At 73.8% G+C, this 15,360-nt stretch carries 15 protein-coding genes; 6 read left to right on the forward strand and 9 right to left on the reverse strand.

The features are described from left to right. Nucleotide 1: 1 nt before the first annotated feature. Entirely contained in the window at nucleotides 2-1,393 is a 1,392-nt protein-coding gene (locus tag ACIRRS_RS32915) for an ATP-binding protein (RefSeq protein ID WP_402978737.1), read from the reverse strand. Then, the gene (locus tag ACIRRS_RS32920; RefSeq protein ID WP_402978740.1) at nucleotides 1,390-2,079 is read right to left on the reverse strand and encodes a response regulator transcription factor; all 690 of its coding nucleotides are present in this window, start codon (nucleotides 2,077-2,079) and stop codon (nucleotides 1,390-1,392) included. The genes ACIRRS_RS32915 and ACIRRS_RS32920 overlap by 4 nt, the downstream gene beginning before the upstream one ends. Before the next feature lie 310 nt (nucleotides 2,080-2,389). Between ACIRRS_RS32920 and ACIRRS_RS32925 the strand changes: the two genes are divergently transcribed. Further along, nucleotides 2,390-3,943, forward strand: a complete 1,554-nt coding sequence (locus tag ACIRRS_RS32925) for a glutamate synthase subunit beta (RefSeq protein ID WP_402978743.1) — start codon at nucleotides 2,390-2,392, stop codon at nucleotides 3,941-3,943. Between the two features lie 115 nt (nucleotides 3,944-4,058). Here the strand turns inward: ACIRRS_RS32925 and ACIRRS_RS32930 are convergent, their stop codons facing one another. Beyond that, a complete protein-coding gene (locus ACIRRS_RS32930) occupies nucleotides 4,059-4,625 on the reverse strand; it encodes a hypothetical protein (RefSeq protein ID WP_402978746.1) in 567 nt (188 codons plus the stop codon). 249 nt (nucleotides 4,626-4,874) lie between these two features. Further along, nucleotides 4,875-6,140 carry an MFS transporter gene (locus tag ACIRRS_RS32935; protein ID WP_402978749.1) on the reverse strand — a complete coding sequence of 422 codons (1,266 nt, stop codon included), beginning with the start codon at nucleotides 6,138-6,140 and terminating at the stop codon, nucleotides 4,875-4,877. Between the two features lie 142 nt (nucleotides 6,141-6,282). Between ACIRRS_RS32935 and ACIRRS_RS32940 the strand changes: the two genes are divergently transcribed. Next, entirely contained in the window at nucleotides 6,283-6,939 is a 657-nt protein-coding gene (locus ACIRRS_RS32940; protein WP_402978752.1) for a TetR/AcrR family transcriptional regulator C-terminal domain-containing protein, read from the forward strand. A gap of 30 nt (nucleotides 6,940-6,969) precedes the next feature. After that, a complete protein-coding gene (locus ACIRRS_RS32945) occupies nucleotides 6,970-7,485 on the forward strand; it encodes an isochorismatase family protein (RefSeq protein ID WP_402978755.1) in 516 nt (171 codons plus the stop codon). 58 nt (nucleotides 7,486-7,543) lie between these two features. Here the strand turns inward: ACIRRS_RS32945 and ACIRRS_RS32950 are convergent, their stop codons facing one another. Next, the gene (locus ACIRRS_RS32950) at nucleotides 7,544-8,383 is read right to left on the reverse strand and encodes a MerR family transcriptional regulator (RefSeq protein WP_402978758.1); all 840 of its coding nucleotides are present in this window, start codon (nucleotides 8,381-8,383) and stop codon (nucleotides 7,544-7,546) included. A gap of 386 nt (nucleotides 8,384-8,769) precedes the next feature. On the opposite strand from ACIRRS_RS32950, the gene ACIRRS_RS32955 reads away from it, so the two are divergent. Next, the gene (locus ACIRRS_RS32955) at nucleotides 8,770-9,879 is read left to right on the forward strand and encodes a TIM44-like domain-containing protein (RefSeq protein WP_402978761.1); all 1,110 of its coding nucleotides are present in this window, start codon (nucleotides 8,770-8,772) and stop codon (nucleotides 9,877-9,879) included. 34 nt (nucleotides 9,880-9,913) lie between these two features. On the opposite strand, the gene murQ is transcribed toward ACIRRS_RS32955, so the two are convergent. The 3 genes from murQ to ACIRRS_RS32970 form a co-directional block, all read right to left on the reverse strand. Next, complete coding sequence (gene murQ / locus ACIRRS_RS32960) at nucleotides 9,914-10,837, reverse strand: N-acetylmuramic acid 6-phosphate etherase (protein ID WP_402978764.1); 924 nt, start codon at nucleotides 10,835-10,837, stop codon at nucleotides 9,914-9,916. Between the two features lie 75 nt (nucleotides 10,838-10,912). Beyond that, entirely contained in the window at nucleotides 10,913-11,593 is a 681-nt protein-coding gene (locus ACIRRS_RS32965; RefSeq protein WP_402978767.1) for a DUF6445 family protein, read from the reverse strand. 99 nt (nucleotides 11,594-11,692) lie between these two features. Then, nucleotides 11,693-12,421: a TetR/AcrR family transcriptional regulator gene (locus tag ACIRRS_RS32970; RefSeq protein ID WP_402978769.1), complete on the reverse strand. Its 729-nt coding sequence runs from the start codon at nucleotides 12,419-12,421 to the stop codon at nucleotides 11,693-11,695. 175 nt (nucleotides 12,422-12,596) lie between these two features. Here ACIRRS_RS32970 and mca point away from each other — a divergent pair, with 175 nt between their 5' ends. Continuing rightward, on the forward strand, nucleotides 12,597-13,481 hold the full coding sequence (gene mca, locus ACIRRS_RS32975; protein WP_402978772.1) for a mycothiol conjugate amidase Mca: 885 nt from the start codon (nucleotides 12,597-12,599) through the stop codon (nucleotides 13,479-13,481). 138 nt (nucleotides 13,482-13,619) lie between these two features. Then, complete coding sequence (locus ACIRRS_RS32980) at nucleotides 13,620-14,168, forward strand: PaaI family thioesterase (protein WP_402978774.1); 549 nt, start codon at nucleotides 13,620-13,622, stop codon at nucleotides 14,166-14,168. Nucleotides 14,169-14,325: 157 nt separating this feature from the next. Here ACIRRS_RS32980 and ACIRRS_RS32985 read toward each other — a convergent pair whose 3' ends face one another. After that, nucleotides 14,326-15,324: a YdcF family protein gene (locus ACIRRS_RS32985; RefSeq protein WP_402978776.1), complete on the reverse strand. Its 999-nt coding sequence runs from the start codon at nucleotides 15,322-15,324 to the stop codon at nucleotides 14,326-14,328. Nucleotides 15,325-15,360 lie beyond the last annotated feature (36 nt).

Consider the following 15,360-nt stretch of genomic DNA (forward strand, 5'->3'; position numbering starts at 1 on the left):
GTCAGGGGGCGCCGAGGGTGAAGCCGATGACCGCGCCGCCGCCCTCGCGGTTGACGGCGTAGGCGGAGCCGCCGTGGGAGCGGGCGACCTCGTGGACGATGGCCAGGCCGAGGCCCGAGCCGGGCAGGCTGCGGGCTGCGGTGGCGCGGTAGAAGCGGTCGAAGACCCGGTCGAGGTCCGCCGCGTCGATGCCGGGGCCCCGGTCGCGCACCTCGACCCGACTGCGGCGGACCACCACCTCGATCGGGGCGCTGCCGGAAGGGTCGAACTTGGCCGCGTTGTCCAGGAGGTTGGCCACCGCGCGGACCAGGGCCTCCGGGCGGGCGGTGACCACGGAGGCGTCCGCGTCCACGGTGATCTCCCGGCCGCTGCGCCGGCGGGCCTGGGCGGCCGCGGCGTGGACGAGTTCGGCCAGCGCCACCTCCGTCGGCTCCTCGTCCGCCTTGTGGTCGGCGGCCAGGGCCACCAGCTCCTCCACCAGCTGGGTCAACTCCCGCGCCTCGTCCGCGAGATCGGCCATCAGGGCTTCGCGCTCGGCGGGCGGCAGGCGGTCCATGGCGGGCAGGACGGAAAGGTTGGTGCGCAGGCTGGTCAGCGGGGTGCGCAGCTCGTGACCGGCGTCCTGGACGAGGCGGCGCTGGTTCTCCTTGGCCGCGGCCAGGCGGACCAACATCCGATCGAAGGCGCGGGCGAGCCGGCTCACCTCGTCCGTACCGGCGGCGGGCACCGGCACGTCCAACCGGCCGCTGGTGGCGACGAGTTCGGCCGCCTCGGTGAGCCGGACCAGACGGCCGCTGATCCGGCCGGCGACCAGCCAGCCGGCCCCTCCCGCCACCAGGACGACCACGGCCACCACGGCCGCCATCTGCCGCCGCAGCTCCTCCAGCAACTCCTCGACGTCGTCGAGCCGCTGCACGACCTGTACGGCGCCCCGGCCGCCGCCGAGCGAGACCACGCCCACCCGGCAGGTGACGCCGTGTGTGGTGCGCACGCCCGTCGCCGTACGGGCGGGGGTGGCGGAGCCGGCGAGCTCGCGGTCCTCCGGGGTGGTCGGCAGGTCGAAGTGGGAGGTGCCGGGGAGGACGGCCCCCTGGGAGTCGAGGGCCTGGGCGGTGACCCGGACCGGGTGCAGCAGCTGCTCGCTGAGGCCGGTCGGGCCGTTGAAGTCCCCCGGGAACAGCCTCTCGTCGTGGACCTGGCCGCTGACGGCGCGGATGGCGGAGGTGAAGTCGTCCATCTCGTCGTCGCGGATCAGGCGCGCGGCGGCGTGGTAGCCGAGCGTGCCGATCAGCACCGCGACCAGGGCGGCCATCGCGGCGAAGGCGAGGGAGACGGTGGTGCGCAGGCCCGGGCGCGGCAGGCGCGCCATGCGGCGGCGCGGGCCGCCCGTCACGGCTCGCGCAGCGTGTAGCCGACGCCGCGGACGGTGTGGATCAGAGGGGAGAGGCCGGGCAGGTCCAGCTTGCGGCGCAGGTAGCCGATGAAGACGGCGAGGTTCTTGGAGCCCGGGCCGAAGTCGTAGCCCCAGATGCGCTCGTACAGGGTGGTCTGGTCGAGGACGGCTCCGGCGTTGCGGGCCAGCAGCTCCAGGAGGTCGAACTCGGTGCGGGAGAGCTCCAGTTCGCGCCCCGCGCGCCAGACGCGGCGGGCGGCCGGTTCGACCCGGAGGTCGGAGACGGCGAGCACCTCCTCGGTGCGGGAGGGCGGACCGGGGAGGTTGCGGCGCAGCAGGGCGCGCAGGCGGGCGAAGAGCTCGTCCACGTCGAAGGGCTTGACGAGGTAGTCGTCGGCCCCTGCGTCCAGACCGGCGATGCGGTCCGGCACCTCGACCCGGGCGGTGAGCATCAGGACGGGGGTGCGGTCGCCGGTGGCGCGCAGGCGGCGGCAGATCTCCAGGCCGTCGGGCGGGGGCATCATCACGTCCAGGATCAGGACGTCGGGGCGCTGTTCGGAGAGGACGGCGAGGGCCTCGGCGCCGTCCGGGGCGGTGCGGACCTGGTAGCCCTCCAGGGTGAGGGCGCGGGTGAGCGAGTCGCGGATGGCCCGGTCGTCCTCGGCGATCAGCACGGTGTGGCTCATGGCGACCGATTCTCCCTGGCGTGGGCACGGCGGGTGAGGGCGGGGCGGGGGTTCGCGCGGGGACGCCGGGTTTGCGCGGCGCTTCGGGGGCGTACGAGGGGTGGGGCTCGGGCGTGCGGGCGTTCGGTGCGCGCTGGGGTGGGTGCGTGGGGGCTCGGGGTGTTGTGCGGGGCTTCGGGGCGTACGGTGGCTTCACGGTGGCGCGCCGCCGGGCCCGGGCCCCTGGGCAGGATGCCGGGTGGGTCTGCCGGGCCGGACGTCGGGACGGACGTCGGGCAGGAACGTCGGCACGCCTCCGCCGGAGGCCGTGATGGCAGAGCGGATGGCTTTCCTCAGGACCCCGCGCGCGGAGCGGGAGCGGCGTGACGCGCGGGAGCGGGTCGGGGACCGGCGGGAGGTGTACCGGCCCGGGCCGCCGCTGCCGTTGGTGAGCGGGCAGGCCGCGCGGTGCATGGACTGCGGGCTCCCGTTCTGCCACAGCGCCTGCCCGCTGGGGAACCTGGTGCCGGAGTGGAACCGGCTCGCCGCGCACGGCGACTGGCGGGCGGCGGCCCGCTGGCTGCTGGCGACGAACAACTTCCCGGAGTTCACGGGGCGGCTCTGCCCGGCGCCGTGCGAGAGCGCCTGTGTGTTGGCGATCGGCGGGGCCGGGGCGGGGGTGGTTGCAGGGGTGGGGGCCGGGACGGAGGTCGGGCCGGGGGCTGGGCCGGGGGCCGGGCCGGTGCCGGCGCTCGGGGCCGTGGCGATCAAGAACGTCGAGCTGGCGCTCGCGGACCTGGCCCGGGAGGAGGGCTGGGACCGGCCGCACCCCGCCGACCGGGGCGACGGGCGTCGGGTCGCCGTGATCGGCTCGGGCCCGGCCGGGCTGGCCGCCGCCCAGCAGCTCACCCGGGCCGGCCACGCCGTCACGGTGTACGAGCGGGCGGACCGGGCCGGCGGGCTGCTGCGCTACGGCATCCCGCCGTTCCGGCTGGAGAAGCACCGGCTGGAGCGACGCCTCGACCAACTGCGGGAGGAGGGTACGGCGCTGCGCACCGGGGTGCGGGTGGGGCGGGACGTGCCCGGGGAGCAGTTGCGGGCCGAGTACGAGGCGGTGGTGGTCGCGGTGGGCGCCGGCGCCTGCCGGGAACTGCCCGTGCCGGGGCGGGGGTTGCCCGGGGTGCATCCCGCGATGGAGTACCTGACCTGGGCGAACCGGGTGGACGAGGGGGACCGTGCCGACTCGCCTCTCTCCGCCGAGGGGCTGGACGTGGTGATCGTCGGCGGTGGGGACACGGCGGCGGACTGCCTGGGGACGGCGCTGCGCGAGGGCGCTGCCTCCGTCACGCAGCTGGACATCAACCCGCGCCCGCCGGTGCGGCGGTCGGCCGGGCAGCCCTGGCCCCTCCACCCCAAGGTCGAGCGGGAGACGACCTCGCACGAGGAGTGCGGGGCCGCACGGGCCGGGGGCCGGCTGTTCGCGGCGGCCACGGTCGGCTTCGAGCCGGGGCCGGACGGTCGGCTGGCTGCCGTCCGCTTCGCCGAGGCGGAGCAGGGCGGCCGCCGCCCGAGGCCCGGCACCGAGCGGACCGTACCGGCGCGCCTGGCGCTGCTCGCGCTGGGCTTCACCGGGCCCGAGCCGGACGCGCTGTTCGGTCAACTCGGCCTCGCCCTCGGGCCGGAGGGGACCCTGGAGCGGGACGAGGGCTTCGCCGCCGGGCCGCCCGGGGTGTTCGTGGCCGGGGACGCGGGGCGCGGACAGTCGCTGATCGTCTGGGCGATCGCCGAGGGCCGGGCGGCGGCCGCGGCGGTGGACCGGTACCTGCGCGGGTGGACGGAGCTGCCCGCGCCGATCGGGGCATCGGCGCGGGCGCTCGGTCTCTGAACCGTGCGATGGGGAAGCCCGGTTGGTCCGCCGCGCGGTGGGGCGCGCGGCGGTTCCGGTGGTGGTGCCGGTGGTGTGTGCGGTGCGGTGGTGTGTGCGGTGCGGTGGGGCTCGGTCAGCTGAGGCCGAGGACGGAGAGCGCGGTGGTCCAGTCCGTGGAGATGGCCTGCTGGGCGGGCACCAGGGCGACCTGGTGGTTGCAGACGGCCTTGTAGAGCTTGTACTCGACGGTGTCCTTGTCGGTGGAGGTCATGCCGCTCGCGCCGGTGGCGTAACGGGGCTCGGGCCACAGGTTGTTGGGGTCGGTCGGGTGGCCGCCGAGGGAGAGCGGGATGAAGTGGTCCTCCTCGTAGTCGGCCGTGTTGGTGTCGTCGTAGCCGTACTGGGCGATCTGCTGGATCTTCAGGCGGGTGGTGTAGCTGCTCGACGGGCGGATCGAGGTGCTGTAGCCCGGGACGCAGATGGTGGTGTCGATGGTGTCCTGGGTGACGTCCGGGTTGGTGGCGCCGGGGGTGCAGGCCGGGTCGGGAAGCGGGAGGTAGGCCTGGGAGCAGCTCGCGTCGAGGGTGGTACCGGTGGTGTGCGCAACGGGGGCGGCGTGGGCGGCGGCACCGGTGGTGAGGGCGGCGGCCGTCAGGACGGCGGTGGCGAGGACTGTGGCGAGGCGGCGGTGGCGGGACATGGGGGCTCCTGGGACGGGCCCGGGCTCCGGCAGCCGGGCGGTGTGTCCATGCCATCACCGGTCCGTCTATGCGGGTAGACCTCCTGCGGTGAACGATTGACGAAGCATCGGTCGACGATCTGTGGGCAAGTCTTCGCTTGACGCGGCCTCGTCGACCAGGTGCTCGGAGCGAGAGGGTCGGGCAGGCGGCGTACGGATGCATCGAGTACGTAGGGAATCCTCCGCTCCGGGAGTGCGGGTGAGTTGGCGTCAGGGGGTCGACTCTGCGGGGCTCGGCTCCCGCCCGTGCGCGCGCTGGTCGTAGCGCCACAGGGCGGGGAATGCGGCGGGCAGGACGGCGGCGCTTCCGAGGCAGAGCAGGCCACCGGTGCGCAGCGCGGCGAGGATGCCCTGCCGGGCGGCGAGGCCACCGGCCCGCAGGTCGCCGAGGGCGGGCCCGGCGGAGCCGATCAGCATCTCCAGGCCGGCGGCCCGGCCCCGGAGTTCGTCCGGTATGGACTGGTTCCAGATGGCGCTGCGGAAGGTGTCCCCGATCCAGTGCGCGGCGCCCGCGACGGTCAGGCAGAGCAGGACGGCCCACAGGCCCGGGGCCACGGCGGCCGTGGCGGTCGCCGCTCCGACCAGGGCGACGGAGAGCAGCACCAGGCGGCCGTGCCGGTGGACGCGTTCCGTCCAGCCGCCGGTCGCGGCGGCGAGCAGGCTGCCGACGGCCGCGGAGGAGTAGAGCAGGCCCAGCGCCCAGACCGCGTCCAACTCCTGGGCGAGGAAGGGGAAGAGCGCGGTGGGCAGGGCGAAGACGGTGGCCGCGAGGTCGGCCAGGTAGGTGCCCACCAGGTCCGGTCGGCGGGCCGCGTACCGGGCGCCCTCGACGAACTCGCCGAGCTGCGGCGACTCGGCGTCGCGCTCGGAGGGCACCGGCCGGACGCGGGCGAGCAGGGCGATGGAGACCAGGAAGGTGGCGAGGTCCACCAGGAAGGCCGCCGGGACGCCCGCCCCCGCGATCAGCAGCCCGGCGGCGGCCGGCGCCGCCACGGTGGCGATGCTCCCGCGCAGCGACAGCAGAGCGCCGGCCGCGACCAGTTGTTCGTGCGGGACGAGGCGGGGGATCATCGCGTCGAGCGAGGGCTGCTGGATGCCCTGGAGGGCCGCCGCCACCCCGGCGGCCGCGTAGAGCGGCCAGACGGCCGGGGTGCCCAGCAGGGCGTTGGCCAGCAGGAGCGCGCTGAGCGCGGCGAGGGCGACCTCGGTGACCAGGGCGACGGTGCGCCGGTCGGCGCGGTCGGCGAGCACGCCGCCGTACAGGCCGAACAGGACCGCCGGCACGAGCTCCACCGCGCCGACCGCGCCCACGGCGAGCGGGGAGCTGGTGAGGTGGGCGATCTGCAGCGGGATCGCGGTCATGGTGAAGATCGAGCCGAGCATGGTGACGGTGCCGGACGTCCACGTCAGCCGGAAGTCCCGGGAGTCGCGCCAGGGGGCGGTGTTCGGCAGCAGGCGGGCGAGGAGTGCGGACATGCGGATGGACGGTCCCTTCGCGGCCGACGGCGTGGGCGCCACAGCCTTCCTTATCGCTGATAAGTTCCAGCTCGGGAACTTAGCGGCGATAAGGTGGAGCGGCAACTTCTTTTTTCGGGTGGTGCGGAGAGGCGGGCTGCGGATGGCGCTGCAACGCGACGAGGTGGTGCGCACGGCGCTGCGCCTGCTCAACGAGGAGGGCATCGAGGGGCTCACGACCCGGCGGCTCGCCCGCGAACTCGGCGTGCAGTCCCCGGCGCTGTACTGGCACTTCAAGAACAAGCGCGAACTGCTCGACCTCATGGCGGAGGCCATGCTCGCCGAGGCGCTGCCGCCCGACCGCGAGCCCGGCCCGGAGCACTGGCCGGACTGGATCGCCGCCGACGCCCGCGCCAAGCGCCACGCGCTGCTCGCCTACCGCGACGGCGCCCGGGTGCACGCCGGCACCCTGCCCACGGCGGACGAGCTGCCCGCCGTCGAGGCGCAGCTCCGTGCCCTGTGCGGGGCAGGGCTACGGCCCCGGACGGCGCTGCGGCTGCTGCTCACCGTCGACCGCTACATCATGGGCTGGGTCACCGAGGAGCAGGCCTGGCGGCACGGCGCGGCCGACCGAGGGCACGAGGTCTTCCCCGACGAGGCGTTGAGCAGGCTCCCGCTGCTGAGCGAGGCCGCGGAGGTGCTGCGGATGACCGACCACGACGCGGACTTCGACTACGGGCTGCGGGTGCTGATCGAGGGCTTCCGGGCCGAGATCGCCCGCGAGGCGGCGGAGACAGGCGGGGGCGGGCAGGCCCGCTAGCGTCCGTCGGCGTGCGCTAGCGTGAGGCGCGTGACCACTCTGGATCCCCGCCGTACGGCCCTCGTCCTGATCGACCTGATGGACCGGATCATCGCCAACCGGCTCGCGCCGCGCCCGGGTTCGGAGGTGCTGGCCACCTCCCTCGGCCTCGCCCGGGCCTTCCGGGAGGCCGGCGGCCTGGTCGTCGCGGTGCGGGTGGAGCGGCCGAACGTCGCCGAGCAGCCGCCCGGCAGCGACCTGGCGGCGGAGGTCGCCGCGGTGGCCGACGAGGTCGTGGTCAAGCGCACCATCGGCGGCTTCCAGAACACCGGGCTGCAGGACCTGCTGGCCGTGCGGAAGATCGACACCCTGGTGTTCGCGGGGATCGCCACCAACCTGGGCGTGGAGTCCACCGCCCGCGCCGCCGCGGACCACGGCTACGAGCTGGTCTTCGTCGAGGACGCCATGGCGGCGCTCACGGGGGAGGAGCACCGGGCCTCGGTGGAGCTGGACTTCCCGCGCCTCGGGGAGGTCGTGACGGCCTCGGAGCTGCTGCTCGAGCCGTGACGTCCGGGCGCCGGTCGGGCACGGCGGTGATCGCGGGGCGGTCTTGGCGGCCGCAGGATCACCCCGGCTGGGTGCCGGGGCCGGGGCGGAACGGGACGGCGACGTCGACCACGTGCTCCTCCGGCCCGGCGGTGGCCCAGTTCGGGTGGTACACCTCCCGGTTGGAGGCGCTTCGGGCGTGGCCGCGCTCGGCGAGCCAGGCGCCGACGGCGTCGTGGGCGGCGGCCATCGCCGCGTAGCCCTCGTGCCGCTTGGTCAGGGCGGTGTACGCCTCTCGGTGCGCGGCCTCGATGCGCACCCCGATCCGCCCGCCCGGCTCGACGGCGTTCCCCGTCGGGGCACAGACCTCGACGGGCCCGTCGGAGTCCTCGTCCACCAGGCCGTGGAAGACGGCGAAGATCGGCCCGGACAGGCACGCGTCCGCCTGCCGTAGGTGGTCGAGCAGCTGTTGGCCGGCCTCGGCGAGGTAGTGGGGGAGGTCCGCGCCGGTCACGTGGCGTTGGACGAACAGCACCTTCTGTGCGGGGACGTCGCGCTCGTGGATCTCGTACATGGTCGGGTTCCTTCCGGTCAGAACGTCCTTGACGTAGCCCACCGTGCTGCGGCGGGCGGTGTGTGTCCGCTCCTGCTCGCGCCAGTACGCGGCCAGGAGCCGGACGGACTCCTCGCCCTCGGCGTCGAGCAGCGGTGCGATGCGCGCCAGCGGCATGCCGATGCCGCGCAGGAGCGCGATGCGGCGGGCCCGCTCGACCTGGGCGGGGCCGTAGCGGCGGTAGCCGGTGCGCGGATCGACCTCGGCGGGCGGGAGCAGCCCCCGCTCCCCGTAGAGGCGCAGGGCCTTGAGGCTGAGCCTGGTCCTGGCCGCGAGCTCTCCGATGGTGATCACGTCCTCGTGCACGCGGCCCACTCTGCTCCCTGCCCCTGGGGAAGAGGCAAGCCGCCCGCCGTTGTCTCTGCCGGCGGTCCGTTGGGCTCGAAGCCTCCCGCGAATCCTGGGCTTGTAGGCTTGTGTGTCTGGAGGGTCTGCGGTTCTTGGAGGGAGGGCCGGTGCGCGTTGGTCGGTGGTTGTGCGTGGTCGCGGGAGTTGTGGCGCTGAGCAGCCCGGCGGTCGCCTATGCCCGCGGCGGTGGCGGCGGTCACGGCTTTGGCGGAGGTGGAGGCGGCGGCGGGGGCAGCCACGGTGGTGGCGGCTTCCACGGGTCGCACGGCGGCGGCGGTTTCGGCTTCGGTTTCGGGAGCGGTTTCGGAGCCGGTGGCGGTGGGCTCGTCGCCCTGCTGGTGATCGTGGCCGTGATCCTGCTGATCCTGTGGGTCAGGTCCCGGCGCCGCAAGGCGGCGTTGGCGGTCGGCCTGAACACGGTCTCGGACCGTACGGCGCACCGCGCGGACGCGCAGGCGCGCGAGCGCGCCGCCCACGTCTCGGCCCGGGTCGATGCCATCGCCGACACCGATGCGACCTTCGACCGCGAGGCGCTCGAGCGCCGTGTGGTGTGGCTGTACGGGACGGCCCAGCGGGCCTGGACCGGACACGACTACGCCACGCTGCAGCAGATCCTGTCCCCGGTGCTGTACGGCAAGTGGTCCGAGGAGCTGCGCGACTACGAGTCGCGTGGCGAGGTCAACGTCGTGGAGGTCGTCGACGGTCCGGCGGTCGAACTGGTCGACGTCGCCAACCGGGCGGGCGAGGTGAACGACACCGTCACCTTCCGGATCACCGCGACGCTGCGCGACTACGTACGCAGCGGTGACGGTCGGCAGAGCGTGAGGAAGGACGGCTCGACCCGCCCGGTCGAGTACTGGACCCTGCGCAAGACCGAGGCCGGGGAGTGGATCGTCTCCTCGATCGAACAGGCCGCCGAGGGGGCGCACCACCTGAGCAACGCCATCGAGACCGACGGCTGGGACCAGAAGGACGTCGCCCGGGACGCGGTGCTCGAGGTCGCGCGGAACAGCACGGTCACCGCGGGGAGCGACGTCCTCTCCCTGACCACCATCTCGTGGAGCACGGACGCCGACAACGCGGCCGGCGATCTGAGCGTCGTCGACGGCCGCTTCGACCGAGCGGTTCTCGAGGTCGCCATCGAGCGGTTCCTCGAGGAGTGGGTGCTCAACGACGGCAGCCTCGACTTCACCGCCGTCCGTACGCCCCGCCGGACCGTCCTGCGCGAGGCCACCGTCACGGCGGTCACGGTGCGTTCGCTCGTCTCTCGGGACCCGATCGTCTTCCGCGTCACGGCCAACGCACAGGGCGTCTACTACGAAGTCGACCGGCGCACCGAAGAGGTGCTGCGCGGTGACGCGCACAAGCGCGGGCCGATCGACTTCACCTTCGACCTGCGGCTGGACGAGGGCTCGGACAGGGCGTGGACGGTGATCGCCGCCGACACGCAGTAGCCCGTCCTCGACGCCGGGCCTACGAGGCCGGTCCTCAGGGACCGGCCGTTCGCAGGGCCTGGCTCAGGGCCCGGCGCAGGCGGCCTTCCGAGGCGGCGAGGAGGCGGGCGGCGGTGGCGGCGTCGACGTCGGCGAGGAGCATCAGGACCGCGTCCTTCGCGCGTCCGCCGGTCGCCTCCAGGGCCTGGTGTGCCGTTCGGTCGTCGGCACCGGTGGCCTCCGTGACGATCCGGTGGGCGCGGTCGCGGAGCTTGGCGTTGGTGGCCCGGAGGTCGACCATCAGGTTTCCGTACGTCCGGCCCAGGCGGATCATCGTGGCGGTGGAGAGCAGGTTGAGCACCAGCTTCTGCGCGGTGCCCGCCTTGAGGCGGCTCGAACCGGCGAGGACCTCGGGGCCCACCTCCACCTCGACGGCCAACTCGGCGGCCCGGGCCAGGGCGGAGCCGCGGGTGCAGGTGAGGGCCACGGTCAGGGCGCCGGCCGCGCGGGCGGTCCGTACGGCGGCCACCGCGTAAGGGGTGCGGCCCGAGGCGGAGACGGCCACCACGGTGTCGGCGGGGGTCGGGTGGAGGGCGGCGAGGTCGGCCTCCGCGAGGTCGGCGCGGTCCTCGGCGCCCTCGGCGGCGGTGGTCAGGGCCGACGGGCCGCCCGCGATCAGGCCCACGACGAGCGCCGGGTCGGTGCCGAAGGTCGGTGGGCACTCGGAGGCGTCCAGCACGCCGAGGCGGCCGGCCGTTCCCGCGCCCGCGTAGATCAGCCGCCCGCCCGTGGCCATCCGGGCCGCCACGGCGTCCACCACGGTGGCGATCCGCTCCAACTCGGCGGCCACGGCGAGCGGGACGGTGCGGTCCTCGGCGTTCATCAGGCGGAGCAGGTCGAGGGTGGGCAGCTCGTCGATGCCCGACCAGGCGGGGTGGACGGCTTCGGTGGGCGGGAGGGCCGGATCGGGGGTGTCCATGGCGTGATCGTCCCCGGGCGGGGCGGGCCCGAACCGGCGGGAGGGTGGGGTGTGGCCGACCGTGGGGTGCGGTCGTCAGGCCATCCAGAAGAAGACCGCGGTCATTCGGCGTTCGGGCAGCTCGACACCGTAGTAGCTCGTCGCGCTGTGGATGAGGTTGGCGTGGTAGAGCAGCAGTTGGTTGTAGCGGTTGGGGACGCGGACGTCCTCGGTGAAGTGGTCGACGGGCACGTGCCGGGTGCCGAGCGCCTCGACCAGGTTGTTGTGCGGGGCGTTGACCAGGTTGCCCCCGAGCCGGCCGCCGGGGAACTGCTGGCGGTAGAAGCTCGTGCCGGCGTCCTTCGGGGCCTCCGGACTGAGGTAGAGCACGGCGGCGTAGCGGCACAGCGCGCGGGAGTCGGTGTGCGGACGGGACTCCGACTCTCCCGCGCCCACGAGTTGGACGCAGTTGTGGTTGAGCGTGCCGCCGCCCGGGGTGCTCTGGACCCAGAGCCGGGAGGCGCCGGTGGCCTTGCGGACCAGCGCCTCGACCCGGGCCAGCTCCTCGGGTTCGAGACCGGGCATGGTGCGCAGGCCCGGCCACGTCTCGGGGCGGTACGGGTAGCCCTCGGTCCAGTCGCCGCGCTCCAGGCAGCGCTCACGGACGGCGTCGGGATCGGGCAGGACGTTGTCGAGGACCCAGTAGTCCCGGCCGCGGGTGGGCTTGCGGTAGGGCAGGACCGGCAGGGCGGTGGACCTGATGGGCTGTGAGGGCATGGGGCGACGATAGGTGTGGTGTGCTTCTAGCTTCTGCCGTGAACAGGTCAACCTTTCGTCAAGTGCGGGCGGGTCGGGCGGTTGGCGCGTGGCGGCTGGTCAGTGCTCGGGGCGGACGGCGAAGCCCCCGAGGGCTCCCTCCAATCGGTCGAAGGCGTGGACGGCCGAGGGGCGTACTGCCGCCGTGATGGCGGAGTGCTCCTCGCCGGCGAGGACGCGGCGGAACACCTCGGTGAACAGCGACCGGTCGACGGCCGCGAGCAGGGCGGCGGCGACCCGGCTCTCGAAGTCGACGTGGGCGGTGTCGTCCGTGCTGTCGGTGCTGTCGGCGCTGTCGGTGTCGTCTGTGTCGGCGCTGGTGTTGTCGGGGTCGGGTGTCGGGCGGGTCGCCTCCGCGAGCGCCTCGGCGAGGGCCGTCTCACCCAGCTCGTGCAGTTCGCGCAGCCGGGCGAGGAGGGCGGGGCTCTCGGCGATCGTGCGGGCGAAGGCCTGGTCGGCGAAACCGAGTCGGGCGTCCTGGCGGTCGAGCGCGGCCAGGCAGTCGCGGCGGAGGGCGGCGAGTGCGGACTCGCCGGGTGTTCGGGCGGCCACCGCGCGGGCGGGCCTGCCGGCGAGCTCCTCGTGCAGGTCGAGCAGGAGGTCCTCCTTGCGGGGGAAGTGGTTGGTGACGGTCATCTTGGCGACGCCGGCTGCGGCGGCGACCTCCGCGATGGTCGTCCGGTCGAAGCCCTGGTCGATGAAGAGTCTGGTGGCGACGCGCGAGATCGCCTCGCGGGTGCGGCGCTTGTTGATCTCGCGCAGGTTCTCGGTGGGGCTGGGCTTCGTCATGGCGGGAGCCTAGCGCATCTTGCTGGGTCGAGCACATGAATTATGTCGGACCCAATAAATTGACTTGACCTATCGACTGGGTTCGTCCTAGCTTCTGCTCCGAGCGGTCACCACGGCCGCCGGACGGGTGGTCGCCGACCGCCCGTCGTCGCCCCGAAGCGCCATGGAGGCCTCGATGTTGATCCAGCACCAGACCCGACTGCGCCTGCTCACCGTGCACGCGCACCCCGACGACGAGTCCAGCAAGGGCGCGGCCACCCTCGCCCGGTACGCCGCCGAGGGCGTGGACGTCCTGGTCGCCACCTGCACCGGGGGAGAGCGCGGCTCGGTGCTCAACCCGGAGATGGACAGGCCCGAGGTCCGGGCCGATCTCGCCCGGATCCGCCGGCGGGAGATGGAGGAGGCCCGGGAGATCCTCGGCGTGCGGCAGCGCTTCCTCGGCTTCGTCGACTCCGGGATGCCGGGCCCGGGCGAACCCCTGCCCGAGGGCTGCTTCGCCGCCCAACCGGTGGATGCCGCGGCCGAACCTCTGGTCGCGCTGATCCGGGAGTTCCGCCCGCAGGTGGTGATCACCTACGACGAGACCGGCGGGTACCCGCACCCGGACCACGTGATGGCGCACCGGATCACGGTCGAGGCCGTCGAGGCGGCGGCCGACGCCTCCCGGTGCCCGGGGGCGGGCGAGCCCTGGCAGGTGTCGAAGCTCTACTACCACCTCGCCCTCTCCCGGGCCTGGTTCCAGGCTCTGCACGAGGGCATGACGGCCCGGGGCGTGCCGTCGGCCATGGGTGCGCTGCTGGCCGGCTGGCCCGATACCCCGCCCGCCCTCGCCACCACCACCCGGATCGACTGCGCCGCGTACTTCGCCGTACGGGATGCGGCGCTGCTCGCCCACGCCACCCAGATCCAGCCCGGCGTCAGGTTCATGGCCCACCCCCGGGACGTCGAACGCGAGGTCTGGCCGACGGAGGACTACCACCTCGCCAGGGGCCCGGTGGCGGCCCGGGGCGGCGAGGACGGATGGGTGGAGACGGATCTGTTCGAAGGGCTGCGCCCATGACGAGCCGTCTGCCGGCGTGCCGGGGCCCGCCGCTCCGGAACGGTGCGGACCGACAGGGCACGGCTCCCGTGGGATCGGCCATCTGCGGTGCGACAGGTGGCACTTGAGAGCGGGAGGTGGGCAGGGCAGGTTGGTCCCATGACGAACCATGAGATCGGCGGCGACGAGCAGGGGTCAGCGGACGGCCGGGAGCAGCGCTTCCGGACGCACACCTGGACGGCCGGCCCGCCGCTGGCGGAGTACACCCACCTGACCGGAGAGGAGATTCTGCTGGAGATGATCGCCGGGCGGATCGAGGAGCCCGCGATCTGCAGCACGATGGACTTCCACGTGACCGAAGTGAAGCCGGGCGTGGCGGTGTTCGAGGGCGAACCGGGTGAGCACCTGTACAACCCGATGAACACCGTGCACGGCGGATACCTCGCCACGCTGCTGGACTCGGCACTGGGCTGCGCGGTGCTGAGCCGGTTGCCGGCGGGGGTCGGGTACACGACCACGCAGCTCAACGTCCACATGCTGCGTCCGCTGTTCGCGGACTCGGGGCTGGTGCGCTGCGAGGGCGAAGTACTGCACCTGGGGCGGACGATGGCGACGGCGGAGGCCCGGGTGGTGGGTGTGGAGAACGGCAAGCTCTATGCCCACGGCACCACGACCTGCGCGATCCTGGCCCCGCGCCCGGGGGCCTGAGGCGGCGCCGGGTGTCGGGCCGGGGCCCCGGCCCGACACCCGGACCCGATGACGAGGTGCGGCCGGCCCGGTGGACGGGAGCGGTCGGTCGGAGGAACGGATGAACGCAGGGACCGGAGGAGTGGAGGAACCAGAGGACTCAGAGAGCTCAGAGAACTCAGAGGATCGCGAGGAGCCCACAGAGGGCGAGGAGGCCGCAGATACCGAAGTTGACCAGTTTGTGCGAGAGGAAGACGGCGGCGAACTCCCGGATCGTCGCGGTGGGCCAGTAGTAGGCGGCGGTCGGCGAACCGAAGACGTGGCCGTTGACACCGGTCTTGCGGGCGAGGAGGGCCGCACGGAAGGCGTGGAAGTTGTTGGTGACGACCACACAGCGGTAGTCGGGCTTGGCCTGCTCCATCAGGGCTCTGCTGAACCGCAGGTTCTCCTCGGTGGTGCGGGAGCGGTCCTCCCGTACGACGTGCTCGGCCGGGAAGCCGCGCTCGGTCAGGTAGTTCGCCATCGCGTGGGCTTCCGGGAGCTTCTCGTCCGGGCCCTGGCCGCCCGAGGTGATCAGCACCGGCGGGTTGCCGCGGGCCGCCTGCTGCTCGTACACCTCACGGCCCCGGTCGATCCGGCTGGCGAGGAGCGGCGGGACGCGCTCGCCGCCGATCAGTCCGGAGCCGAGGACGACCACGAAGTCCACGTCCCGGCGCGGCCGGTGGCGGCCGTACAGGAAGGCGTAGCCCACGAAGCAGACGAACAGGAAGGAGACGTAGAGGACGACCAGGAGCAGCGTGCCGGCCAGGACGCCGAGGCGGGGCGACCGGGTGGCGATGGCAGCGGCCATCAGCGCGAACAGGCCGATGATCCCGAGCCCGGCGAGCAGCGAGAGGAGGTTGGCGGGCCGGCGGCCCTCCTTGCGGATCATGGTGAGCCCGTTGGCGATCAGGAACCAGACCAGGGCCACCGTGCCGAGGGCGGGCAGCAGGACGATCGCGACTGCGGCCAGTTCGGCGACCAGCGTGGGTGCGTGGCGCAGTTCGGCGAGCAGGGCCAGTGACAGGAGGGAGACGGAGATACCGAGCAGCACGGCGTTGCTGAACCGACGGCGGTCGCGGAGGACCCCGAGGCCGAACAGGAGGAAGAAGAAGGCGGCCGGGAGGTAGGCGATCATGACTCGTATCGTAGGCGCAGCCCGGCGGGCGGCCGG

The sequence above is a fragment of the Kitasatospora sp. NPDC101183 genome, from assembly GCF_044767945.1.
Lineage (GTDB): Bacteria > Actinomycetota > Actinomycetes > Streptomycetales > Streptomycetaceae > Kitasatospora.